This is a genomic window from Vreelandella olivaria (assembly GCF_023507745.1).
GTDB lineage: Bacteria > Pseudomonadota > Gammaproteobacteria > Pseudomonadales > Halomonadaceae > Vreelandella > Vreelandella olivaria_A.
The window spans coordinates 1-23,894 of the sequence record NZ_JALPZO010000120.1 but is presented as its reverse complement, the minus strand read 5'-3'; the positions used below and the strand labels follow the sequence as shown (position 1 = coordinate 23,894).

The window sequence follows — 23,894 nt, the reverse complement described above, 5'->3', positions numbered from 1 at the left end:
CGCTGGGTGTAAGTAGCGCTACTTACACCGGGCAGGACGATATCCGCCGTGCCTGCGCGGGTACGCTGGCGGCATGACTCCCCAAGCGCACATCGACGACGATCACTACCGCCTTTCTGCCCGCCATCTTTTTTGGATGGGGTGGCGGATTGCGCGCATTGCTGAGTTCCTGGATATCCCCAGGACGACCATTGATTCGTGGAAAAAGCGCGACGCATGGGATGACGCGACGCCGACCCAGCGGGTAGAGGGGGCGCTGGAAGCGCGCCTGGTGCAGTTGATTTGGAAGGAGCAAAAAGAGGGCAAGGATTTTAAGGAGATTGACCTGCTGGGCCGCCAGATCGAGCGGTTAGCGCGGGTGCATAAGTACCAGGGTAGCGGGAAGGAGAGCGATCTAAATCCCAACATCGAACGCCGCAATGCGGGGCCGAAGCGTAAGCCTGCACGTAATGATGTGGGTGATGAAGGCGTTATTCAGATTGTCGAGGCGTTTGAGGCGTCGCTATTTAATTACCAGCGGGGTTGGTACCGCGCTGGGCAGCATGAGCGCATTCGTAACCTGCTCAAAAGCCGCCAGATAGGTGCTACCTGGTACTTCGCTCGGGAAGCCATTGCCGATGCGATGGAGACGGGTAAGAACAAGATATTCATGTCCGCCTCGAAGGCCCAGGCGCACATCTTCCGGCACTACATCGTGCAGTTCGTAAAGGAAGTCACCGGGGTGGAACTGAAGGGCGACCCCATTATTCTCGCCAACGGCGCTGAGCTTCACTTTCTAGGCACCAACGCCAAGACGGCGCAGGGCTATCACGGCGATACCTATTTAGACGAATACTTCTGGATTCATGGTTTCGAGACGTTCCGCAAGGTGACGTCGGGCATGGCGATGCACAAGAAGTGGAAGCAAACCTACTTCAGTACGCCATCGTCGGTAGCCCATGAGGCTTACCCGTTCTGGACCGGTGACCGGTTCAATAAACGCCAGAAGAAAGCCGACCGGGTAAAGATCGATATCAGCCACGCAGCGCTGAAGAATGGAGCGCGGGGGCCGGATGGCCAGTGGCGGCAGATCGTGACCATTGAAGATGCTATCGCCGGTGGCTGTGATCTGTTCGACATCGACCAGCTGCGCCTTGAGTACAGCGATGATGAGTTTGCGAACCTGCTGATGTGCGAGTTCGTGGACGATACGCAAAGTGCCTTCCCGCTGGCGATGATGCAACGCTGCATGGTGGACAGCTGGGATGCCTGGCGGGATCTGAAACCCTTCGCCCCAAGGCCGTATGGCGAGCATCCGGTATGGATTGGTTACGATCCGGCCGGCGATGGTGAAGAGGGCGATGGGGCGGGTCTGGTGGTGGTCGCACCGCCAAAAAACACCGATAGCAAGCACCGCATTCTGGAACGCCATCGCCTCAAGGGCCGCGATTATGAGGCCCAATCAGAGTTTATCCGCAGCATGACCCGCCGCTATAACGTGACCTTTATCGGCATTGATACCTCGGGCCTGGGGGAGGCCGTGGCCCAGTTGGTGGCGAAGTTCTTCCCCACAGTCACCCGTTACCGCTATACCCCGGAAATGAAGTCGCGCCTGGTGATGCAGGCGCAGCAGATCATCAATAAGGGGCGTCTTGAATTCGATGCGGGGTGGGTGGATCTTGCTCAGTCTTTTATGGCGATCCGCCGGGAGCTGACTGCCTCCGGACGCCAGATGACCTACACCGCCGGGCGCAATAACCAGACCGGCCACGCTGACCTGGCGTGGGCGACTATGCACGCCTTACACAATGAGCCACTCGATGGCCCGGTCGATCACGGCATGGGCCGTTCCCTAATGGAGATGTACGGATGAGCGAAGCGGCAGAAAAGCCGCGGGTGCGCGTGCCCGCTTACGTTGTGAATGAAGCGGGCGAGACAGCAGCGCCTGCCAAGGCGGAGGCGTTCAGCTTTGGCGAGTCGACGCCGGTGATCGATGGCTATGATTTTTTCTATACCGGCTGCTGGATGCTGGGCAATGAGTGGTACGAGCCACCGGTAGATTTTCCGGCGCTGGCCCAGACCTACCGCGCCACGGCGCACCATGGCTCGGCTATTCAGGTGAAGCGCAATATATTGGTGCGTTCCTTCATTCCTCATCCACTACTTAGCCGCCAGGCGTTTAGTGCGCTGGCCACCGATTACCTGGTGTTTGGCAATTGCTACCTGGAGAAGATCTATGGACGCTTGAACCGACTGCTGGCACTGAAACCGGCGCGGGCGAAGTATGTTCGCCGCGGGGCGGATCTTAGCCGCTACTTCTGGGTGCCCAACTGGTCGGAGCGCAGCGAGTTCGACGAGGACAGCATTATCCACCTGCTGGAACCGGATATTAACCAGGAGGTGTATGGCGTGCCGGATTACCTGGGTGCGCTGCAATCGATCTACTTGAACGAAAACTCCACGCTGTTCCGGCGCAAGTATTACCTGAACGGTTCTCATGCGGGCTTTGTGATGTACGTCTCAGATCCTGCCCACGATATGACTGACATCGATGCCATGCGTACAGCATTGAAAGAGTCGAAGGGCGTGGGCAACTTCCGCAACCTTTTCCTTTATAGCCCCAACGGGAAGAAAGACGGCATCCAGATCATCCCGATCTCTGAGGTGGCCGCGAAGGACGACTTCGCCGCGATCAAGAACATCACCCGCGACGACCAGTTGGCGGGCCATCGCATCCCCCCGCAGCTCATGGGCATTATCCCCAACAATACTGGCGGCTTCGGCGACGTGGAGAAAGCCGCCAAGGTGTTCGTCACCAACGAGCTGGAGCCGGTGCAGGCGGTGTTCAGTGAGATCAATGATGTGCTGGGGGAGGAGGTGATTCGGTTTCGGGAGTATTCGCTAGACCCACAATAAAAAAGCGCCTGGCATGACCAGGCGCATATCGCTCGTTTCATCCCTGAAAGCAGTGGGAGCGTCCCGGCCCCGCAAGCGATACCCATTACTGTATATTAATACTGTATGTTTGAACAGGTATCATGGATGATGAATCGACCGATTTTGCCCTGGATGGGCGGCAAGCGCCGCTTGGCTAAACAGATCCTACAGCTCTTCAAACCGCACACCGCCTACGTGGAGCCCTTCTGCGGCGGCGCTGCGCTCTTCTTTATGAAAGCCCCCAGCAAAGTGGAAGTCATCAACGATGCCCATGGGGAGCTGGTCAACCTATACCGCGTGGTGAAGCACCACCCGGATGAGCTGGTGAAGCAGTTCCGCTGGGGGCTGATCAGCCGGGAAGAGTACCTCACTCAACGCGAGATCGATCCGCGCCACCTGACCGATATCCAGCGGGCGGCGCGCTTCTTCTACCTGCAAAAGCTCGCCTTCGGCGGCAAGGTCAGCGGCCAGACGTTTGGCACCTCTGCCATGTCCCCACCACGTATGAACCTGCTACGCATTGAGGAAGATCTCAGCGCCGCCCACCTGCGCCTGGCTCGTACAGTGGTCGAGCACCTGGACTGGGCAGAGTGCATCAAGCGTTACGATCGGGAAGGCACGCTGTTCTACCTCGACCCACCGTATTGGGGCACTGCTGGCTATGGCCGCGACTTCCCGCTAGAAGAGTACTTCCGCATGGGGGAGCTGGTACGAACAGGTCAGGGGCAGTTCGTAATCAGTGTCAACGACACACCCGAAATGCGTGATGCCTTCGCGGGGTTAACGATCCGCACCACCCTAGTTCGTTACACTGTTGGCCAACAGGCAACCGAGCCACGCGGTGAGCTGATCATCACGAACTGCTGATAGAACCCAAGGACTAAATAAGCTGCCGCCTCAGGTGGCTTTTTTGTGCGCGCACACATGAAACAAATTTAAAATAATACGCATTAGCCTTTTTATTAGCTCTATTATTCGATGTAATCGCCGCAATTATAGCCCTATCCCGACCTCACGCGAACCGAGAACGCGCCTTGTGGCGGCTGTACGGCCCGCCTACCCACCCCGGCGGCGACCCGCGCCGCGCCATCGTCACCCCGCCCCGCCCGCGCGCTAAATGTAGAGGTTTTTATGCACCCCTGCGGTAGTGCCTCAAGCCGCGCCAATGCTGGGCGGAAGGGCGGTTATAATGGTATGTATTTTTATGCATTTTCATGCAGACTTACTCAATATTAAAGATCGTTACTTATGCTTTTAGTTTTTGCTTGCACAGGATGTTAAATGTCTTTTACTCAAGAAGAAAATATCGAAAAAATTGAATCACTAGGAGATCAAGAGTTGCATGCTCTCCTTCGTGCATGGATTGATGCTCAGCATGAGTACTCAGCACTGCATTCAAGCTTTGACCTGGTTGAGAATGGTTGGTGGCATAACGAAAGAGCATCAATCAGTTTATTAGCAGGTGCTGCCTGGAAGTCCGGGTGGGTAGCACTTGAGGAATTCGGCGCAACCAAGCGTGGCCACAGGGAAAATGAAGAGCGTACTGACAGGGTAGGGCGTTGTGATCTGTACGTGTGTAATAAAGAGGTGTCGCTTGCTATAGAGGCTAAGCAATCTTGGCAAGGTATCGGGGTTAGGGTCAACGATATTACTAGTAACGTTAATGAGAAGTTGCAGGAGGCTTGGGATGACGCTGGATACCTACATTCTTATGAGGCTGACAGACGCTTTGCCGTAACTTTTATCGTGCCTTATCTTCCGATCTCAGAGGTTTGGGACGAGGGTTCAAATAAAATCAATAGCGAACAGATAAAAAAGAGAATTCTTAATTGGTTAGATGAAATTGAGGACTTTCAAAAACTGCGTAAGAAGCCAGTTCAGTATGCTTTTCACTTTCCTGCTGATGGCTACCGATACATTAATGAATTTACCCGTAGAGTTTTCCCTGGTGTTGTCATGGTAATGGAGGAAAGGTTTAGAGGTCACTAAGTGCACCACCAGTGTACCAAGCTAGCCAGAAAGCCCTATTTTACTGGTCTTGTGGTCCCATCCATCATGGGGGCGACGGAGAATAAGCGTGCCTGGTTGGCATACGTTGGGCTAACTTTTTCAGTGTGATATGTCATTTTAGACTGCGTAGAAAGGGGCTAATGCCACTCGATAGATACGTGGGGCATGGGAGACAGCCAGTATCACTAACTTCAATCCATGATACCGGTTCGATATTTCCCCGGAATGGTTGAAGCAGGCGAACCTCCATGAGTGTGAGAAGAGTAACAAATTGCTGTCATTTCCGCATCTGTGGCTGTGATGAGCATTTTACGAGGTCTAAATCACTGTGATGGATGCTATGCGGTGGTAAGCTTGAGTTTCGCTGTTGAGGAGTTTCTATGCATAAAACAGTAAGTGGTATCAGCATAGTGTTAGTAAGTACATTGCTGCTGGCGGGGTGTGGAGGCCAGGAGGAGGAGCAACCCGTTGAGCAGTCTGAAACGGTTAGCGAGGAAACCGTCTCCCAGGAGCGCATGGATGATGTTGAGGAAGTTATCGAGCCTTTAGAGGTGGTCATTTCCACTTCGGCCATGTTACGTCCTGACCGTCGGTTAATGATTGAAGGTGAAACTAACCTGCCGGATGGCGCTCGAATTCAGGTCATCGTTGAGCGAGAGCTGAGTAGTGTCCGCTGGCAGTCGAGAACCAGTGTGCTGTCTGGCCAGTTCAGCACCGGCCCTTTTGGCTCAGGCAGTGGCTTGCCTGACGGTGGATATATTGTTCGCGTTCAGCTTTCTGAAGCCAGTGTCCAGCCAAACGCTGTGCAAGAGCGCATAGGGTCTCAAGGGGAACACCTGACGGGGGAGTTGGTGACTCAGTCCCGCCATGGCTTGGGGCAGGTTGCCACCTACTCACGCCGCTTCTTGGTTGGCAGTGAACCAAGACGCACACGTGACCAGGTGGACGTAGTTGAGGACAATTAAGGATGTTGGGGAGATAAGATGCTTTAGGCAGGGCACCAATGAGCTAGCAGAACAGCATGGATAGTCGTGTCACTGGGCGCTTTGGTAAAGTGCTCAATAACAAAACGGTCTTCACGCTGAACTAAGTAATGCCCTGCTTTGTGAAACACATGCGTAGGGCCTAGCAGCAAAAGGTCACCTGCACCAACCGGCGAGAAATCCGTCTCTTTACCGGGTGTTGCCATAACACAGGGTGCTTTCCAATCGATTTGTAACGGCAGATGGTGCGGTACCGTAATCGTCGTTGCCTGCACCTGTTCCCAGGGGAGAGGACCGGTGTGGGTCAGTGTTAAAAGTTGTGGCGCGCTGTCACCTTCCAAAAGGGTAGCTAATGAGCAATCAAGGGCATCGGCGAGCGCAACTAACCGCTCATGGCCGATCTGTTTGATCGCCCCAGACTCCCAGTAAGAAATGGTGACATCTGACACGCCAACTTTACGTGCAAGGGCAGCTTTATTGAGCTTGGCCCTAAGCCGCAGTTGCTTGATACGTGAGCCTAGCGATTCCATTTCATTTTCCTGTCGATGAGCCAAACAAGCTCGTTGAATGTACTTCCACCGCATCAGGTGGCGCTCTGAACATACTGAAAATAGTGCGACGCATTTTCAGACATGAACACGAATCATAGGTACTGCGCCATACTAAGCGATTGTGCTTTAACGCGCATCTTCCCATCTATAACCGTTAAGCATTCGGTCTGACGCTTTTAAGGCAAACTCGTTCCCTGATCGGTGCTGTTGGTTGGACGTTGGGTGCGTATAATGGCGCCACGCTTAATGGCAAAAGGATATTTTGATGACCGTACGTACTCGTATCGCACCTTCTCCAACGGGTGATCCCCATGTAGGTACCGCCTACATTGCGCTGTTTAATCTTTGCTTCGCACGTCAGCATGGTGGGCAGTTCATTCTGCGCATTGAAGATACCGATCGGGTGCGTTCTACACCTGAGTCAGAGCAGATGATTCTGGACTCGCTGCGTTGGCTGGGGCTTGAGTGGGATGAAGGTCCTGATGTAGGTGGTCCTCACGGCCCCTACCGCCAAAGCGAGCGTGGCGATATTTACGCTCAGTATGCGCAGCAGTTGCTGGATAGTGGGTATGCGTTTAAGTGTTACCGCACTAGCGAGGAACTGGATGAGTTGCGCGAGTCACGCAAAGCTGCCGGCATGCATTTAGCGTTAAAGCCTGCGGATCTGGCTCTGGATGCGGCCGAGCACGCGCGCCGTGAGCAGGAAGGGTGGCCCTATGTCGTACGTATGAACGTACCCAGCGATGGTGTATGCGTGGTAAGCGATATGCTGCGCGGCACTATTGAGGTGGATTGGGCGCAGGTAGACGCACAAATCCTTATGAAATCCGACGGCATGCCCACATACCATCTGGCGAATGTGGTTGATGATCACTTAATGGGCATTACCCATGTGTTACGGGGTGAAGAGTGGATTAACTCTGCACCCAAGCACCAACTGCTTTATGAGTACTTTGGCTGGGAAATGCCGCAGCTATGCCATATGCCGCTGCTGCGTAACCCCGATAAATCCAAGCTTTCGAAGCGTAAAAATCCTACATCAATCAATTACTACCGTCGAATGGGTTTTTTGCCCCAGGCTGTGACCAACTATTTAGGTCGCATGGGGTGGTCAATGCCCGATGAGCGGGAGAAATTTAGCCTATCAGATATGATGGCTGAGTTTGATATTCAGCGTGTATCGCTGGGGGGGCCGGTGTTTGATCTGGAAAAACTCACTTGGTTGAACGGTGTTTATATTCGTGAAGATCTTGACGATGACGCTCTGCTGCAAGCATTGTGTGAGTGGGCATTTAACGATGCCTATGTGAAGCAGATTCTTCCCCAGGTGCGTCCGCGAGTTGAAACTCTATCGCAAGTGGTTCCCCTGGCCGGACACTTCTTCTCCGGATTACCTGCGATCACGGAAAGTGATTTTGACGCTGTAAAACTGGAGAAAGAAGAGCTGGTGAAGCTATTCCAGTTTCTGGTATGGCGTTTTGAGGCTGTGCCTGCATGGCATAAAGAGGCACTGCTAGCAGAGGTAAAAGCGCTTGCAGAGCACTTTGAGCTTAAAATGAAAGTATTTCTGGCGCCCGTTTTCATTGCTATCACGGGGAGTGCATCAAGCACCTCGGTAATGGATGCCATGGCTATTTTAGGATCAGATGTGACGCGGGCGCGTCTTCGCAATGCCATTGAGGTGCTGGGCGGTGTTTCCAAGAAACAAGCGAAGCGCTTTGAAAAAGAGTATCGTGCGTTATAGGTCGTTGTAACCGAAACGCCAACCGCAGATAGTCGCCAGGGGTTGGCGTTTCACATAGAGAAGAGGGTTGACGAAGGTAAGCGTAATCAGTAGTATACGTTCCGTCTTCGCGACATGTGGGGCCTTAGCTCAGCTGGGAGAGCGCAACACTGGCAGTGTTGAGGTCAGCGGTTCGATCCCGCTAGGCTCCACCAATAACGGCCTCGTACGTTATTGCTCTAATCAGATACGTCCCATTCGTCTAGTGGTCCAGGACACCGCCCTTTCACGGCGGGAACAGGGGTTCGAACCCCCTATGGGACGCCACCTTAGATTGCTCCTATCTTATATGCCAGACTGCTCTTGGCAGTTGGGTGGCAGCTCCTGTCTGTTGTCAGGCCATTTACCCCTTTTGAGTCACTTTTTTGAGTGATTTTGTGCTTGACTTGTCCACTTTTGTTTCTTTGTTATGAGGGGTGTGTACAACTCTCCAGTGTTTACCCAAAAAATCAGTCATTTAAAATAATTTCAATTAAAACAATAAGTTGCGTTAGATCAAAAAATGACCAATTTAAGACTGAGTCACTGTTCATGGCGATTTCGAGACGTTTTCTAATGGTTGTAAACAGGGTTATCCACAGATAGTGTGGAAAACCTTTTTCAGGCTGGTAGTGGGGGAAAGTCAAGCGCTATTCAGGTTTTCGAAGTCATTTAAACAGAGAAAATGTATCCCAATGGTAGCCGGCCTATGAGCTGTCATCTGTAGCGGAGATGGTCACCCATACAGCAGGGATGAGTCGTCTACTAGGTGGTAATTCGGCTCTGTGGCCTCTTTGGAGTTATATTGACCCTCCTTATACCTATTCAGTCCAGCGTGCCCTCATCGCGCCTATCACTGCTTTGCAACGACAAAACCCCACAAAATGTGGGGCTCGTCAGCAGTCTGTGGCCACCACTGGGGTGGCCTTGTGTCATCCAATCAATAAGCGCGTAAGCTGAAATTTATTTTTTGGGGTAATCGCGCTGGTCATGGCCGATATAGAGTTGACGCGGGCGGCCAATCTTATAGCTTTCGCTGAGCATTTCGTGCCAGTGAGAGATCCAGCCAATGGTGCGTGATACCGCAAAGATGACGGTAAACATATTGGTGGGAATGCCCATGGCTTTGAGGATGATGCCAGAGTAGAAGTCGACGTTCGGGTAGAGCTTGCGTTCGATGAAGTACTCGTCTTCCAAGGCTATCTGCTCAAGGCGTTTGGCAATTTTGAGCTGTGGATCATCAGCCATGCCAAGCTCGGCGAGCACCTCATCGCAGGTCTCTTTCATCACTTTGGCGCGAGGGTCAAAGTTGCGATAAACACGGTGACCAAAGCCCATCAGCTTGAACGGATCTTCTTTATCCTTTGCCTTATCGACAAAGCGCTGAATATTTTCCTCAGAATCGTCACCGATTTCATCAAGCATATTCAGAACAGCTTCGTTCGCGCCGCCATGGGCCGGACCCCATAGAGCAGCGATACCGGCACTAATACAGGCGAAGGGGTTGGCGCCGGTGGAGCCAGCCAGACGCACTGTAGAGGTGGAGGCGTTCTGTTCGTGGTCCGCGTGTAGCATGAAAATGCGGTCCATGGCTTTCGCGTAAACAGGGTTGATTTCGTACTCTTCACACGGATTACTGAACATCATGTAGAGGAAGTTCTCTGCATAGCTCAGGTCATTGCGCGGATAGTTAAACGGCTGGCCGACATTATATTTATGCGACATCGCTGCCAGCGTGGGCATTTTGGCAATCAGGCGAATAGCGCTGATAACACGATCTTCTTCCTGGGTGATGTCCATATGATCGTGGTAGAAGGCTGCAAGCCCACCGACAACACCGCACAGAATCGACATCGGGTGCGCGTCACGACGGAACCCTTTGAAGAAATTGTTAATCTGGTCGTGAACCATGGTGTGATTACGAATCCGCGATTCGAAATCGGCGTATTGCTTGTCATTAGGCAGCTCACCGAATAGCAAGGTGTAGCACACTTCGACAAAATTAGACTCTTTGGCCAGTTGTTCAATGGGGTAGCCGCGGTGCAGCAGTACGCCCTTGCCGCCATCAATATAAGTGATGGCGGATTGGCAGGAAGAGGTGGCCATAAAGCCGGGGTCGTAGGTAAACAGGCCTTCAGCACCCAAGCTGCGTACGTCGATGACGTCGGGGCCAAGTGTGCCGGAATACATGGGTAGTTCGATCGTTTTGTCTAGACCGTCTACCGTCAATGTCGCTTTCCTGTCAGCCATGCTGGCCTCCTTTCGAATTCGGTTTGGGACGTTAAAGTCGGTGTTTCGCATACCGCGCCGGCGAAAAGGCTTGCCCACTATAGAAGTGTGCAACATTTTGTCAATTAGCCTAAGCGCTAGGTTTGGTTGTACAAGTGTTTTTATGTGAATAATTTTTGTATATGATTGGTTTGGTGTTCATAGTAGCGAAGTGCCAGAGAGTTGACGAACGTTAATAGGCTTATCAAACCACCAAACTCCTGTCACTATAACCATGCTGCAACGCAAAATCGACTCGGGTTTATGGCAATTTTCTTGCACCATGGTCGAGTTAATCCCGAGTTCGGTTTGTCAGCGAGGGCGAAGGTTCTTATAATCCACGGCGCGCGACCGGCAGGTAGGTGGTCGTGCCCGACTTGGCAACGGCCGAGCCCCTTCCAGCAACCACTGCCCGCTCGGGCCATGCCCGACCTGTCGCAGAGCGGGCCAAGAGAGTGTGTATAACGCCGTGAATAGCAAACGACCCGTAAATTTAGATCTTACTACGATACATTTCCCACTTCCGGCGCTAACGTCGATTACACACCGTATCACGGGTGTCATCCTGTTCGTTGGCCTGATGTTCGCTTTTTGGGCGCTGGGTAAATCACTGTCGTCTCCCGCTGGCTTCGATGCAGTCAGCAATGCATTGGCCAACAACTTTTTTGCCAAGTTTGTCGCTTGGGGATTGTTGTCCGCCTTGGCATTCCACTTTGTGGCAGGCATCAAACACCTGCTGATGGATGCGGATATCGGCGTGACCCTTGAGGGTGGCGTGAAAAAAGCACAGATCACCGTCGTGATCAGTGCGGTTCTGATCATTCTGGCAGGAGTTTGGGTATGGTAACCAATATTACTAGCTTTGGTCGTAGCGGGCTGTCTGACTGGCTGATGCAGCGTGTTTCTGCGGTGATTCTGGCACTTTATACGATTTTCATCGTTGCTTATTTGCTGTTCAATCCAAACCTGGATTACTACGCCTGGAGTGGACTGTTTAGCCAGACCTGGATGCGTATTTTCTCGCTGCTGGCATTTATTTCCATTGCAGCGCATGCCTGGATCGGTTTGTGGACTGTCACCACCGATTATCTCAAGTCCACCCGCCTGCGCGTAGGTGCCCAGACGCTGATTATTCTGGCCATCTTCGTATATCTGGTGTGGGGCATTCAAATTCTGTGGGGAGCTTAATAAATGTCTAACCTTCGTAGCCTGACGTTTGACGCCATCATTGTCGGTGGCGGTGGCTCTGGCCTGCGTGCTGCTTTGGAACTGGCCAAGTCCGGTAAAAAGACAGCCGTATTGTCAAAAGTGTTCCCGACGCGCTCTCACACTGTTTCTGCCCAGGGTGGTATTACCTGTGCGATTGCATCAGCAGACCCGAACGATGACTGGCGCTGGCACATGTACGACACAGTAAAGGGCGGCGACTATATCGCTGACCAGGATGCTGCAGAGTATATGTGTTCAGAAGGCCCCAAAGCGGTCTTTGAGCTAGAGCACATGGGGTTGCCGTTCTCCCGCTTTGATAATGGCCGCATTTACCAGCGCCCGTTTGGTGGGCAGTCGAAGAACTTCGGTGAGGGTGGTCAGGCCGCTCGCACCTGTGCTGCGGCTGACCGTACAGGCCATGCGCTGCTGCACACCCTTTACCAGAACAACCTGAAGAACAACACCACGTTCCTGAACGAATGGTATGCGGTTGATCTGGTGAAGAATGGCAACGGTGATGTCGTTGGCTGTATCGCCATGTGCATCGAGACTGGTGAAGTCGTACATGTTAAATCCAAGGCAACGGTACTGGCGACCGGTGGAGCAGGTCGTATTTATGCATCCACTACCAATGCCCTGATCAATACGGGCGACGGTATCGGCATGGCGCTGCGTGCTGGCTTCCCCATGCAGGATATGGAAATGTGGCAGTTCCACCCGACCGGTATTTACGGTGCGGGCACGTTGGTCACTGAAGGTTGCCGTGGTGAAGGTGGCTATCTGATCAATAAGGATGGCGAGCGCTTCATGGAGCGTTACGCGCCGAATGCCAAAGATTTGGCAGGCCGCGATGTAGTGGCGCGTTCCATGGTTATGGAAATCCTGGAAGGCCGTGGTTGTGGCGAGAAAGGCGATCACGTCTTCCTGAAGCTTGACCACCTGGGTGAAGAGGTGCTGGGTAAACGACTGCCGGGTATCGTAGAGCTATCCAAAACGTTTGCTCACGTTGACCCTGCGAAAGACCCGATTCCAGTAGTACCCACCTGCCACTATATGATGGGCGGTATTCCGACCAACGTGCATGGTCAGGCCATTATGCAGGATGAAAGCGGTAACGATCAGATCGTTAATGGGCTGTTTGCGTGTGGTGAAGCAGCGTGTGTATCCGTACACGGTGCCAACCGTCTGGGCGGTAACTCGCTGCTGGATCTGGTCGTCTTTGGGCGTGCGGCTGGTATGTTTATCGAAGGCGCGCTGAATGAAGGTATTGAATACCTGGATGCGTCAGAGTCAGATATTGAATCTGCGATGAAGCGCATTACCCGCTGGAACGAGTCGGAAGGCGGTGAAAGCATTCCAGAGCTCAAAGCGGAACTCCAGGATATTATGCAGAACTCTTTCGGTGTATTCCGTGAAGAGAAAAATATGCAGGAAGGTGTCAAAAAGCTGGCTGATCTGCGTGGTCGTATTGCTAACGCTCACCTGCCTGACAAGTCCAATGCCTTCAACACTGCACGTGTAGAAGCGCTTGAGCTGGACAACCTGATGGAAGTGGCGGAAGCAACGGCGATTGCTGCCCTTGAGCGTAAAGAGAGCCGTGGCGCCCACTCGCGCTATGATTATCCAGACCGTGATGATGTCAACTGGCTGAAACACTCGCTCTACTTCCCTGCGACCAAAGAGCTGAAGCAGCGCGACGTGAACTTCAAGCCGAAAACCGTTGATACATTCGAGCCTAAGGTTCGTACCTACTAATCTCCGCACTGACGAGAGGGAGTCACAATGTCCAATCTTCAGGTATCCGTATACCGCTATAATCCGGAAACCGACTCCGCGCCTTACATGCAGGAGTTTCAGGTTGATACCAAAGGCCGCGACCTGATGGTGCTGGATGTACTGCATCTGATGAAAGAGCAGGATAGTGGTTTGGCCTATCGTCGCAGCTGCCGTGAAGGCGTTTGCGGCTCCGACGGCATGAATATGAACGGCAAAAACGGCTTGGCGTGTATTACGCCACTGTCCGATGTCGTAAAAAACAACAAGCTGACGCTGCGTCCGCTGCCTGGTCTGCCGGTTATCCGCGACATGGTGGTTGATATGGGCTTGTTCTATAAGCAGTACGAGCGCATTCAGCCGTACCTGCAGAACGATACCCCAGCACCAGCCATCGAGCGTCTGCAGTCACCGGAAGAGCGCGACAAGCTGGATGGTCTGTATGAGTGTATCCTTTGTGCATGCTGTTCCACATCGTGCCCATCGTTCTGGTGGAATCCGGACAAGTTCGTAGGGCCTGCAGGATTGCTGCAGTCTTATCGCTTCCTGGCGGATTCGAGAGACACAGCAACCCGTGAGCGGCTGACCAGCCTGGAAGATCCGTTTTCGGTATTCCGTTGCCGCGGCATCATGAATTGCGTTGCAGTGTGTCCAAAAGGACTGAATCCGACGCGTGCAATTGGTAAAATTCGTGAAATGTTGCTTGCAGACGCAACGTAAATGCCTAATGTATGAGAAAAAAACGAGTGCCACTTAAGTTGTGCTACAAAGCTACTTAAATCGTGGCGCTTCGCTTGTTATCATAGGGGCCGTTTGTAGTGTGGCGACGCGCCGCACTACATAATCAGCCAAGTTTAAAAGCCGGTGCCGTGAGTACCGGCTTTTGAGCATGAACTGATAATGAAACGCGTCATGCAAAAGTATTATGAATAGGGCTTCCGGCCTCCGGTCGGCGCCGCCGGCAAATGTCCCGCCCCGCCGGCAGGGCAATAGCGATGTCGTTGCGTTAGTGCAGCGATGCCGATACCACCCCATCAGTGCAGGGTGACCGAGAGATGCAACAAGGCATAATGGAGTTGATGTGGCGTTCCTCTCACGTTAGTGGCGGCAATGTCCACTACGTGGAAGCGCTTTATGAGCAGTACCTCGCCGATCCCGATGCTGTCCCTGACGAATGGCGCAACTATTTTGACCAGTTGCCACGTCCTGAGGGCAGTGCCTCCCACGATGTTCCACTGAGCCCCATTCGTGATCAGTTTTACCAGCTGGGCCGTGAAAACCGCCCAGGTCGGGTAGCCGTTGCAGCCGACAGTGGTGAGAGCAAAAAGCAGGTAAAAGTCCTGCAGCTGATCAACGCATACCGCTTCCGTGGCCATCAGAAGGCCAATATCGACCCGCTGGGACTGCGTAATCCCACCCCCGTCCCTGATCTCGATTTGTCATTTCACCAGCTTTCAAAAGCTGATCTTGACACCGAGTTTCAAACTGGCTCATTTTTCTTGGGTATTGATAAAGCCCCGTTGCGTGAAATCGTCGATGCGCTAGAGCAGACTTATTGTCGCTCTATTGGTTGCGAGATCATGCACATTGTTGATACAGAAGAGAAGCGCTGGCTACAAAGGCGTTTTGAGTCGGTTCGCAGTGCCCCCAAGTTCAGTGATGACGTGCGCAAGCACATCCTTGAGCGCTTGACTGCGGCTGAAGGTTTGGAAAACTATCTGGCATCCAAATATCCAGGTACCAAACGGTTTGGTCTGGAAGGCGGTGAATCTTTTGTACCCATGATGGACGAACTGATTCAGCGTGCTGGTGGTTATGGCACCAAAGAAGTCGTTATTGGCATGGCTCACCGTGGGCGTCTCAATCTGTTGGTCAATATTCTGGGTAAAAACCCGGCTGATCTGATCGATGAGTTTGATGGCAAGAAAGTCATTGAGCGTGGTTCTGGCGACGTTAAATATCACCAGGGTTTCAGCTCCAACGTCATGTCTCCCGGTGGTGAAGTTCACCTGGCCATGTCGTTTAACCCCTCTCACCTTGAAATTGTGGCGCCAGTGGTGGAAGGCTCGGTGCGTGCCCGACAGGATCGCCGCAATGACGATGAGGGCAGCAAAGTACTGCCGATCAACGTTCACGGTGACGCTGCATTTGCCGGTCAAGGCGTGGTCATGGAGACATTCCAGATGTCTCAAACCCGTGCCTACAAAACGGGTGGCACCGTCCATATCGTCATCAACAATCAGGTGGGCTTCACTACCTCGAACCCACTGGATGCACGCTCCACGGAGTACTGTACTGACATTGCCAAGATGGTTCAGGCGCCGATTTTCCATGTCAACGGCGATGACCCCGACGCAGTGATTCACGCTACCCAGGTGGCGCTGGACTACCGTCAGCAGTTTAAGAAAGACGTTGTTATCGATCTGGTGTGTTACCGCCGTCGTGGCCATAACGAGGCAGACGAGCCGTCCGGCACCCAGCCGATGATGTACGCCAAGATTAAAGACCACCCCTCCTCGCGTACGCTTTACGCGCAGCGTTTGGTAGAGCAGAGCGTTATTTCTGAAGAAGCTGCCAAGACGATGATCGAAACCTATCGCGATGATCTGGTGGCCGGTAATCACGTGGCTAACGCATTGGTGCAGGAGCCAAACACTTCGCTGTTTGTCGATTGGGCTCCTTACCTCGGTCATGAGTGGACGGGTGATGCAGACACCACCTTCGATATGAAGCGTCTGCAGCAGTTGGCCGCAAAAATGTGTGAGATCCCTGACGGTGTTGATGTACAGCGTCAGGTTGCCAAAATCTATGAAGACCGCCGCAAAATGCAGGCGGGTGGTATGGGGCTTAACTGGGGTTTTGCAGAAACCCTGGCATACGCCACATTGCTGGATCAGGGCCATCCGATTCGTATTACTGGTCAGGACGTGGGGCGTGGCACGTTCTCTCACCGCCATGCTGTGGTGCATAACCAGAAAGATGGCTCCACATACGTACCGTTGCAGAACATGGCTGACAGTCAGCCGCGTTTCACTATTCACGACTCCTTCCTGTCAGAAGAAGCCGTGCTGGCCTTTGAGTATGGCTATTCGACGACAGCACCCAATGACCTGGTTATTTGGGAAGCCCAGTTTGGTGACTTCTTTAACGGTGCCCAGGTGGTTGTTGATCAGTTCATCTCCTCCGGTGAAACCAAGTGGGGGCGTCTGTGTGGCTTAACCATGCTGTTACCCCATGGTTATGAGGGCCAAGGTCCCGAACACTCCTCTGCGCGTCTGGAGCGCTTCCTGCAGCTATGTGCTGAGCACAATATGCAGGTGTGCGTACCGACAACACCCGCGCAGATCTATCATCTGTTGCGTCGTCAGGTGATCCGCCCGTTGCGCAAGCCGCTGGTGGTAATGTCGCCCAAATCGCTGTTGCGTCATAAAGAAGCGGTCTCCAGTCTTGAAGATCTCGCCTATGGCAAGTTCCATATGGTACTGCCTGATCAGGCAGACCTCTCGGCTGAACAGGTTACGCGCGTTATCATGTGCGCCGGCAAGGTTTACTACGACCTGGCCAACTGGCGTGCTGAAAACGAGCGCAACGATACAGCGATTATCCGTCTTGAGCAGCTCTATCCCTTCCCGAAAGAAGAGCTTCTGGAAGTGCTCCAGGCGTATGCCAATGTGGAAGACATTGTGTGGTGTCAGGAGGAGCCGCTGAATCAGGGCGCCTGGTACTCCAGTCAGCACCACATGCGTGCAGTGGCCGATATGCTGAAAGATGGCCTTGGACGCGAGTTGAAATTTGCAGGACGTCCTGCCTCGGCTGCTCCGGCAGCGGGCTACATGTCCGTCCACACTGAACAGCAGCGCCAGCTGGTGGAAGACGCTTTTAACCTATAAAAGCGCCCACTGGATTTAGAGAACATATAAGGGAAACGACATGGCTACCGAGATCAAAGCGCCAACCTTTCCGGAATCCGTTGCCGAGGGCACTGTTGCCGCGTGGCATAAAAAGCCGGGTGACAGCGTTGAGCGTGACGAACTGATTGTTGAAATTGAGACCGATAAAGTGGTGCTTGAAGTCGTCGCACCGGAAGCGGGTACCCTGACCGACGTAATGGCCGAAGAGGGCGACACCGTCGAGTCCGAGCAAATTCTGGGTAAAATTGGTGAAGCCAGCGCCTCTGGCAATAAAGAAGAGAAATCTTCTGGTGATGGCGGCGCTGAAAAAGCTGAAGAGAAGAGTGACGAAAAGAAAGACGCGCAAAAAGCCAGTGGCGGTGGCAAGAAGCACGATGTAAAAGCACCAAGCTTCCCTGAGTCGATCCAGGAAGGCACCGTAGCCACTTGGCACAAGAAAGTGGGCGAAGCGGTTAAGCGTGATGAAGTACTGGCCGATATCGAAACCGACAAGGTGGTGCTTGAAGTCGTCGCACCTGCTGACGGTGCGCTGGAGGAAATCAAAGCAGAAGAGGGCAGCCAGGTGGAATCCGAAGCGATTCTGGCCATCTTTACTGAAGGTGCCGGTGGTGCCAGCGGTGGAGAAAGCAGCAGCGCTTCTGCTTCCAGCGATGATGAAGGCGCCGATGAGAAAGTTGGCGATAAAATCCTCGCCCCGGCAGCCCGCAAAATGGTCGCTGAGCATGATCTGGACGTTGCCAGGATCGAAGGCACCGGTAAAGGTGGCCGTATCTTGAAAGAAGACGTACAAAAAGCAGTGAAGGATGGCTCTGCCAAGAAAGCAGCCAAGTCTTCCGCTCCGGCAAAAACGGCCGCAGTACCCGCAGTAGAAGGTGAGCGCACTGAGAAGCGTGTACCGATGAGTCGCCTGCGTCAGACCATTGCCAAGCGGCTGGTACAGGCTCAGCAAACTGCCGCCATGCTTACCACGTACAACGAAGTGGACATGGGCGCCGTCATGTCGCTGCGCGCGCAGTACAAAGACACCTTCCTGAAGGCCCACGACACCAAGCTCGGTTTTATGGGCTTCTTCGTTAAGGCGGCTTCTGAAGCGCTGAAGCGATTCCCGGATGTTAACGCTTCCATCGATGGTACCGATATCGTTTACCACGGCTATCAGGATATCGGCGTGGCGGTGTCTACCGACCGTGGCCTTGTGGTGCCGGTGCTGCGTGATACCGACAGCATGAAAATCGCCGACGTCGAGAGGACTATTGTCGACTTTGGTAAGCGTGCCCGTGACGGTAAGCTCGGCATCGACGAAATGCAGGGCGGTACGTTCACCATCACCAACGGCGGTATTTTCGGCTCGCTGATGTCAACGCCGATTATCAATCCGCCGCAAACCGCCATTCTGGGCATGCACAAGATTCAGGAGCGCCCAATGGCCGTTAACGGTAAGGTCGAGATTCGCCCGATGATGTATCTGGCGCTTTCTTACGACCACCGCATGATCGACGGCAAAGACGCAGTGCAATTCCTGGTGACCATTAAAGAACTGCTGGAAGATCCTGCACGCCTGCTGCTGGACGTTTAAACTATCGCGTTGATACACGCCAGCACGCTAACTAGCGTTCTTATGCAATTGCACACAGCCTCCTTCCGGTTTTTATCTGAATCGAGAGGAGGCACCAAGCTAAAGGAGCCAACATGGCTGACAAGTTTGATGTGATCGTTATTGGTGCAGGCCCTGGTGGCTACGTAGCGGCTATCCGCGCTGCGCAGCTGGGTCTGAAAGCCGCCTGTGTTGAAAAATGGATTGGTAAAGAAGGTAACGTTGTTCACGGCGGTACCTGCTTGAACGTAGGCTGTATCCCGTCTAAAGCACTGCTTGAAGCATCACACAAGTTCGTTGAAGCCAAACATGACTTCGACGATATGGGCATCCAGGCTGGCGACGTCACCATGGACGTCAAGAAGATGATGGCTCGTAAGGACAAGATCGTTAAAAACTTGACCGGCGGCATCTCTGGCCTCTTTAAAGCCAATGGCGTAACGGCTATCGAAGGCACCGCGAAAGTGGTTTCCGGTAAACAGGTTGAAGTGACTGACCTGGATGGCAACACCGCGACATATGATGCTGATAACATTGTGATCGCCGCAGGCTCTGTGCCGGTTGAAATTCCGCCGACACCGCTGACTGAAGGTCTGGTTGTTGATTCAACTGGCGCACTGAAATTCCAGGAAACACCGAAACGCCTGGGCGTGATTGGTGCTGGTGTTATCGGCCTTGAATTGGGTAGCGTGTGGAACCGTCTGGGTTCTGAAGTAACAGTACTGGAAGCGATGGACGCTTTCCTGCCGATGGTCGACACCACTATCGCCAAGGAAACCCAGAAGCTGCTCAAGAAGCAGGGCCTGGATATTAAGCTGGGTGCCCGTGTGACTGGGTCGGAAACCAACGGCGAAGAAGTCATCGTCAAGTACACCGATGCCAATGGCGAACAGGAAATCACTTTCGATAAGCTAATCGTGTGCGTGGGCCGCCGTCCCTACACCAAAGGCGTGATTGCTGATGGTGTGGGTATCGAGCTGGACGAGCGTGGTTTCATCTTTGTTGATGACCAGTGCCGTACCAACGTACCGGGTGTTTATGCCATTGGTGATTGCGTACGTGGCCCGATGCTGGCGCACAAGGCGTCTGAAGAGGGCGTTATGGTGGCTGATATCATCGCTGGCCATAAAGCCGAGATGAACTACGACACTATTCCCAGCGTCATCTACACCTTCCCTGAAGTGGCATGGGTTGGCATGACCGAGCAGGATGCGAAGGCCAAAGGTATCGAAGTTAAAACCGGTAGCTTCCCCTTCGCGGCCAGCGGCCGTGCGATGGCTAACAATGCCACTGAAGGTAGCGCAAAGATCATCGCAGATGCGGAAACTGATCGAATCCTTGGCATGCACATTGTCGGTCAGCACGCAGGCGAAATGATTGCCCAGGGTGTGATTGCGATGGAGTTTGGCTCCAGCGCTGAAGATCTCGCCCTGACCTGCTATGCCCACCCGACGATGTCGGAAGCGGTGCATGAAGCGGCACTTGCGGTGGAAGGCCATGCAATTCATATGGCTAACCGCAAGAAGCGTAAGTAATTCGCTAAGCAACAACCAGGCGCCACCGACAGGTGGCGCAACACTTTCGGCCTTGTCAGGTAAGTTACAAGTATCGAAAGCACGGTGGTGATCAGCTCTTTTATGGAACCTGATCATCGTTCGAGTCACATGCAACCAATGGCATGAATCGATGAACCTTCACGAGTATCAGGGCAAACAACTGTTTGCTGATTATGGTCTACCAGTGTCTAAAGGCTTTGCCGTGGACACTCCCGAAGAAGCAGTAGAAGCGTGTAAAAAAATCGGCGGTGACATGTGGGTTGTTAAAGCCCAGGTTCACGCTGGTGGCCGCGGTAAAGCGGGCGGCGTTAAACTGATTAAAGATCCGGCGGAAGCGAAAACCTTCGCCGAGCAGTGGCTGGGTAAAAACCTGGTGACTTACCAGACTGACGAAAAAGGTCAGCCGGTTGCCAAGATTTTGGTAGAGACCTGCACCGATATCGCAGACGAGCTTTACCTGGGCGCGGTAGTAGACCGCACCACCCGTCGTGTTGTCTTCATGGCCTCTACGGAAGGCGGTGTTGAGATCGAGACGGTTGCAGAAGAAACACCGGAAAAAATCCTCAAAGCAGAGATTGATCCGCTGGTCGGCGCACAGCCCTACCAGGCGCGTGAGCTGGCCTTTGCCCTGGGTCTTGAAGGCGATCAGGTTAAGCAGTTCACCAAGATTTTCCTGGGCCTCTCCAAGCTGTTCCACGACAAGGATCTGGCGCTGCTGGAGATCAACCCGCTGGTTATCACTGATGAAGGCAACCTGCACTGCCTGGATGCCAAGCTGGGCCTCGACAGCAACGCCCTGTACCGTCACCCGGACCTGCAGGCGATGCGCGATCCTTCCCAGGAAGATCAGCGTGAAGCCGACGCAGCGAAGTGGGAGCTTAACTACGTTGCTCTCGACGGTAACATCGGCTGTATGGTGAACGGCGCTGGCCTGGCCATGGGCACCATGGACATCGTCAACCTGAACGGCGGCAAGCCCGCTAACTTTCTGGATGTAGGTGGCGGCGCAACCAAAGAGCGCGTGGCTGAAGCGTTCAAGATCATTCTCTCCGACGACAACGTTAAAGCCGTTCTGGTTAACATCTTTGGCGGTATCGTTCGTTGCGACATGATTGCTGAAGGTATCATCGGTGCCGTTGAGCAAGTCGGTGTTAACGTACCGGTAGTTGTACGCCTGGAAGGTAACAACGCAGAATTGGGCGCTGAAAAACTGGCGTCCAGCGGTCTGAACATCATCGCTGCTACCAGTCTGACCGACGCGGCTCAGCAGGTTGTAAAAGCAGCGGAGGGCAAGTAATGAGCATCCTGATCGATAAGAACACCAAGGTCATCTGCCAGGGTTTCACTGGTGGCCAGGGCACGTTCCACTCCGAACAGGCGATTGCCTATGGCACGCAAATGGTCGGCGGTGTAACGCCGGGCAAAGGTGGTCAGACTCACCTGGGCCTGCCTGTTTTCAACACCGTGAAAGAAGCGGTCGAGAAAACCGGCGCAGAAGCCAGCGTAATCTACGTACCGGCACCGTTCTGTAAAGACTCTATCCTTGAAGCCGCCAGCGCTGGCATCAAACTGATCGTGTGCATCACCGAAGGTATCGCAACGCTGGATATGCTCGAAGCAAAAGTAAAATGCGACGAGTTGGGCGTGCGCCTGATCGGCCCGAACTGCCCAGGTGTTATCACTCCAGGCGAATGTAAAATCGGCATCATGCCGGGCCACATTCACCAGCCGGGTAAAGTGGGTATCGTTTCCCGCTCTGGAACGCTGACCTACGAAGCGGTTAAACAGACCACTGATCACGGTTTCGGTCAGTCTACCTGCGTAGGTATCGGCGGCGACCCGATCCCGGGTTCCAACTTTATCGACATCCTTGAGATGTTCGAGAAAGACCCGAAAACCGAAGCGATCGTGATGATCGGCGAAATCGGTGGCACCGCGGAAGAAGAAGCGGCGGCTTACATCAAAGCCAATGTTTCCAAGCCAGTGGTTTCCTACATTGCCGGTGTAACCGCACCTCCTGGCAAGCGTATGGGCCACGCTGGCGCTATTATCTCTGGTGGTAAAGGTACCGCTGATGAGAAATTTGCTGCCCTGGAAGATGCCGGTGTTAAAACCGTACGCTCTTTGGCACAGATTGGCGATGCGCTGAAAGAAGTGACTGGCTGGTAACACCACGCCAGACACCGCTGACTGAAAAGAGCACCTTCGGGTGCTCTTTTTGTTGGGCGCTATTTCGATACCTTCATACATAAAAAAACGGCGCTTTTGCAAGCGCCGCTCAACTTAAGAATGATGACTGGTTTAGCGCGGATTCATCAAGGTTACGCGGCGGGTTTGGCCACCAGCGAACGGGTTTCCTCCCGCGCTTCAGTCAGTGCAACGCGCAGGCTATCCCCCAGCTTGTAGCGCTCTACGCCTTCAATTTGAATACGACCCTCTTTATCATCAATGACCACTTTATCGCGGTCACTATGCATCAACGGAGCGGGTACAAAGGCTGTGGCGCCGTTTTCCACTAACCGAACCCGCATGCCACCACGGTTGATCGCCATGATTTCGGCTTCAAACGACTGCTGGTTTTGGGCGGCGGGTGTCAGGTAGCGCACATAGAGCCAGTCTTTCACATCACGCTCAGCCATACGGTTCAGGCGACGGCGCTCAGTCAGCTGTTCGGTGAGCTGCTGGCTGGCTTCAGCCGGGGCCTGCTCGCCCTTGAGTACGCGCTTAATCAAGCGATGGTTAACCATATCGCCATACTTACGAATTGGCGAGGTCCAGGTGGCGTAAGCAGGCAGCCCCAGGCCGAAGTGCGGGCCAGGTTGAGCCGACATACTGGTAAAGCCCTGAAAACGGCGCAGGCGCGCATCCAGCCAGGCATCGTCACGGCTTTCCAGGGCACGCTTCAACGCTTTGTAATGAGCCAGTTCGGTGAGTGCCTCCTGAGCTACCTCAATCTCCTGGGTGGCCAGAAACTCCTGGGCGGCTTCGGCTTTCTCAGGCTCGAAAGCGCGGTGTACGTTGAAGATACCGTGGCCGATATGTTGGGCGAGGAAGTCCGCGCAGCAGGCGTTTGCAGCGATCATCGACTCTTCGATCATGCGATTGGCAATGCGACGATCTTCAGTGCGGATTGCCAGTACGTTACCCGCATCGTCAAGGTCGAAAACGTAGTCTGGGCGGTCTTTGAATACCAGTGCATGCTCATTACGCCAGGCGGTACGTGCTTCGGTGAGGTCCCGCAGGGCATGGAGCTGCTCAGCAATATCCTCAGCCGGTGCCCAGTCACCCTGGCCTTCAATCCAGTCGGATACGCGGTCATAAACCAGCTTGGCGTGGGATTTTACATTGGCGGCAAAGAAAC

The 23,894-nt window shown here is 53.5% G+C and carries 18 protein-coding genes and 2 tRNA genes; 17 read left to right on the top strand and 3 right to left on the bottom strand.

The features are described 5' to 3' along the window. The first annotated feature begins 73 nt into the window (after window positions 1-73). The 5 genes from HP566_RS12460 (at window position 74) to HP566_RS12440 (ending at window position 5,891) form a co-directional block, all read left to right on the top strand. A complete protein-coding gene (locus tag HP566_RS12460) occupies window positions 74-1,852 on the top strand; it encodes a terminase large subunit domain-containing protein (RefSeq protein WP_249977589.1) in 1,779 nt (592 codons plus the stop codon). Next, entirely contained in the window at window positions 1,849-2,895 is a 1,047-nt protein-coding gene (locus HP566_RS12455) for a phage portal protein (RefSeq protein ID WP_249977588.1), read from the top strand. The genes HP566_RS12460 and HP566_RS12455 overlap by 4 nt, the downstream gene beginning before the upstream one ends. Window positions 2,896-3,021: 126 nt before the next feature. Continuing rightward, complete coding sequence (locus HP566_RS12450) at window positions 3,022-3,783, top strand: DNA adenine methylase (RefSeq protein WP_249977587.1); 762 nt, start codon at window positions 3,022-3,024, stop codon at window positions 3,781-3,783. A 414-nt stretch (window positions 3,784-4,197) separates the two neighbouring features. Continuing rightward, complete coding sequence (locus tag HP566_RS12445; RefSeq protein ID WP_249977586.1) at window positions 4,198-4,905, top strand: hypothetical protein; 708 nt, start codon at window positions 4,198-4,200, stop codon at window positions 4,903-4,905. Between the two features lie 401 nt (window positions 4,906-5,306). Further along, a complete protein-coding gene (locus HP566_RS12440) occupies window positions 5,307-5,891 on the top strand; it encodes a hypothetical protein (RefSeq protein WP_249977585.1) in 585 nt (194 codons plus the stop codon). Window positions 5,892-5,914: 23 nt separating this feature from the next. Here HP566_RS12440 and HP566_RS12435 read toward each other — a convergent pair whose 3' ends face one another. Further along, window positions 5,915-6,439 (bottom strand): helix-turn-helix domain-containing protein, encoded by a 525-nt coding sequence (locus tag HP566_RS12435; RefSeq protein ID WP_249977584.1) that lies wholly within the window; start codon window positions 6,437-6,439, stop codon window positions 5,915-5,917. Window positions 6,440-6,725: 286 nt separating this feature from the next. On the opposite strand from HP566_RS12435, the gene gltX reads away from it, so the two are divergent. From gltX to HP566_RS12420, 3 genes are all read left to right on the top strand, one after another. Continuing rightward, entirely contained in the window at window positions 6,726-8,204 is a 1,479-nt protein-coding gene (gene gltX / locus HP566_RS12430; RefSeq protein WP_249977583.1) for a glutamate--tRNA ligase, read from the top strand. 118 nt (window positions 8,205-8,322) lie between these two features. After that, window positions 8,323-8,398: transfer RNA gene (locus tag HP566_RS12425), tRNA-Ala, on the top strand. A 36-nt stretch (window positions 8,399-8,434) separates the two neighbouring features. After that, window positions 8,435-8,510: transfer RNA gene (locus HP566_RS12420), tRNA-Glu, on the top strand. Window positions 8,511-9,185: 675 nt separating this feature from the next. Here HP566_RS12420 and gltA read toward each other — a convergent pair. After that, window positions 9,186-10,472 (bottom strand): citrate synthase, encoded by a 1,287-nt coding sequence (gene gltA, locus HP566_RS12415; protein ID WP_249977582.1) that lies wholly within the window; start codon window positions 10,470-10,472, stop codon window positions 9,186-9,188. A 487-nt stretch (window positions 10,473-10,959) separates the two neighbouring features. On the opposite strand from gltA, the gene sdhC reads away from it, so the two are divergent. From sdhC to sucD, 9 genes are all read left to right on the top strand, one after another. Then, entirely contained in the window at window positions 10,960-11,337 is a 378-nt protein-coding gene (gene sdhC, locus HP566_RS12410; RefSeq protein WP_249977581.1) for a succinate dehydrogenase, cytochrome b556 subunit, read from the top strand. Then, the gene (gene sdhD, locus HP566_RS12405; protein ID WP_249977580.1) at window positions 11,331-11,678 is read left to right on the top strand and encodes a succinate dehydrogenase, hydrophobic membrane anchor protein; all 348 of its coding nucleotides are present in this window, start codon (window positions 11,331-11,333) and stop codon (window positions 11,676-11,678) included. Before sdhC ends, sdhD begins: the two co-directional genes overlap by 7 nt. Before the next feature lie 3 nt (window positions 11,679-11,681). Further along, window positions 11,682-13,454: a succinate dehydrogenase flavoprotein subunit gene (gene sdhA, locus HP566_RS12400; RefSeq protein ID WP_249977579.1), complete on the top strand. Its 1,773-nt coding sequence runs from the start codon at window positions 11,682-11,684 to the stop codon at window positions 13,452-13,454. A 27-nt stretch (window positions 13,455-13,481) separates the two neighbouring features. Continuing rightward, entirely contained in the window at window positions 13,482-14,192 is a 711-nt protein-coding gene (locus tag HP566_RS12395) for a succinate dehydrogenase iron-sulfur subunit (protein WP_016914530.1), read from the top strand. Between the two features lie 335 nt (window positions 14,193-14,527). Beyond that, window positions 14,528-17,362 (top strand): 2-oxoglutarate dehydrogenase E1 component, encoded by a 2,835-nt coding sequence (locus HP566_RS12390; RefSeq protein ID WP_249977578.1) that lies wholly within the window; start codon window positions 14,528-14,530, stop codon window positions 17,360-17,362. A 40-nt stretch (window positions 17,363-17,402) separates the two neighbouring features. After that, on the top strand, window positions 17,403-18,959 hold the full coding sequence (gene odhB / locus HP566_RS12385; protein WP_249977577.1) for a 2-oxoglutarate dehydrogenase complex dihydrolipoyllysine-residue succinyltransferase: 1,557 nt from the start codon (window positions 17,403-17,405) through the stop codon (window positions 18,957-18,959). Between the two features lie 113 nt (window positions 18,960-19,072). Continuing rightward, window positions 19,073-20,512, top strand: coding sequence for a dihydrolipoyl dehydrogenase (gene lpdA / locus HP566_RS12380; RefSeq protein WP_249977576.1), 1,440 nt, complete (start codon window positions 19,073-19,075; stop codon window positions 20,510-20,512). A 151-nt stretch (window positions 20,513-20,663) separates the two neighbouring features. Next, a complete protein-coding gene (gene sucC, locus HP566_RS12375) occupies window positions 20,664-21,830 on the top strand; it encodes an ADP-forming succinate--CoA ligase subunit beta (RefSeq protein WP_249977575.1) in 1,167 nt (388 codons plus the stop codon). Further along, window positions 21,830-22,702 (top strand): succinate--CoA ligase subunit alpha, encoded by an 873-nt coding sequence (sucD, locus tag HP566_RS12370; RefSeq protein WP_249977574.1) that lies wholly within the window; start codon window positions 21,830-21,832, stop codon window positions 22,700-22,702. Before sucC ends, sucD begins: the two co-directional genes overlap by 1 nt. Window positions 22,703-22,854: 152 nt before the next feature. On the opposite strand, the gene HP566_RS12365 is transcribed toward sucD, so the two are convergent. Then, on the bottom strand, window positions 22,855-23,894 hold a 1,040-nt coding region (locus HP566_RS12365; protein WP_249977573.1), incomplete at its 5' end, for an RNB domain-containing ribonuclease.

Excerpts from the sequence above, each read along its gene's own strand:
- HP566_RS12460 (WP_249977589.1), top strand. The coding sequence starts at position 74 with ATGACTCCCCAAGCGCACATCGACGACGATCACTACCGCCTTTCTGCC.
- HP566_RS12455 (WP_249977588.1), top strand. The coding sequence starts at position 1,849 with ATGAGCGAAGCGGCAGAAAAGCCGCGGGTGCGCGTGCCCGCTTACGTT.
- HP566_RS12450 (WP_249977587.1), top strand. The coding sequence starts at position 3,022 with ATGATGAATCGACCGATTTTGCCCTGGATGGGCGGCAAGCGCCGCTTG.
- HP566_RS12445 (WP_249977586.1), top strand. The coding sequence starts at position 4,198 with ATGTCTTTTACTCAAGAAGAAAATATCGAAAAAATTGAATCACTAGGA.
- HP566_RS12440 (WP_249977585.1), top strand. The coding sequence starts at position 5,307 with ATGCATAAAACAGTAAGTGGTATCAGCATAGTGTTAGTAAGTACATTG.
- HP566_RS12435 (WP_249977584.1), bottom strand. The coding sequence starts at position 6,439 with ATGGAATCGCTAGGCTCACGTATCAAGCAACTGCGGCTTAGGGCCAAG.
- gltX (WP_249977583.1), top strand. The coding sequence starts at position 6,726 with ATGACCGTACGTACTCGTATCGCACCTTCTCCAACGGGTGATCCCCAT.
- gltA (WP_249977582.1), bottom strand. The coding sequence starts at position 10,472 with ATGGCTGACAGGAAAGCGACATTGACGGTAGACGGTCTAGACAAAACG.
- sdhD (WP_249977580.1), top strand. The coding sequence starts at position 11,331 with ATGGTAACCAATATTACTAGCTTTGGTCGTAGCGGGCTGTCTGACTGG.
- sdhA (WP_249977579.1), top strand. The coding sequence starts at position 11,682 with ATGTCTAACCTTCGTAGCCTGACGTTTGACGCCATCATTGTCGGTGGC.
- HP566_RS12395 (WP_016914530.1), top strand. The coding sequence starts at position 13,482 with ATGTCCAATCTTCAGGTATCCGTATACCGCTATAATCCGGAAACCGAC.
- HP566_RS12390 (WP_249977578.1), top strand. The coding sequence starts at position 14,528 with ATGCAACAAGGCATAATGGAGTTGATGTGGCGTTCCTCTCACGTTAGT.
- odhB (WP_249977577.1), top strand. The coding sequence starts at position 17,403 with ATGGCTACCGAGATCAAAGCGCCAACCTTTCCGGAATCCGTTGCCGAG.
- lpdA (WP_249977576.1), top strand. The coding sequence starts at position 19,073 with ATGGCTGACAAGTTTGATGTGATCGTTATTGGTGCAGGCCCTGGTGGC.
- sucC (WP_249977575.1), top strand. The coding sequence starts at position 20,664 with ATGAACCTTCACGAGTATCAGGGCAAACAACTGTTTGCTGATTATGGT.
- sucD (WP_249977574.1), top strand. The coding sequence starts at position 21,830 with ATGAGCATCCTGATCGATAAGAACACCAAGGTCATCTGCCAGGGTTTC.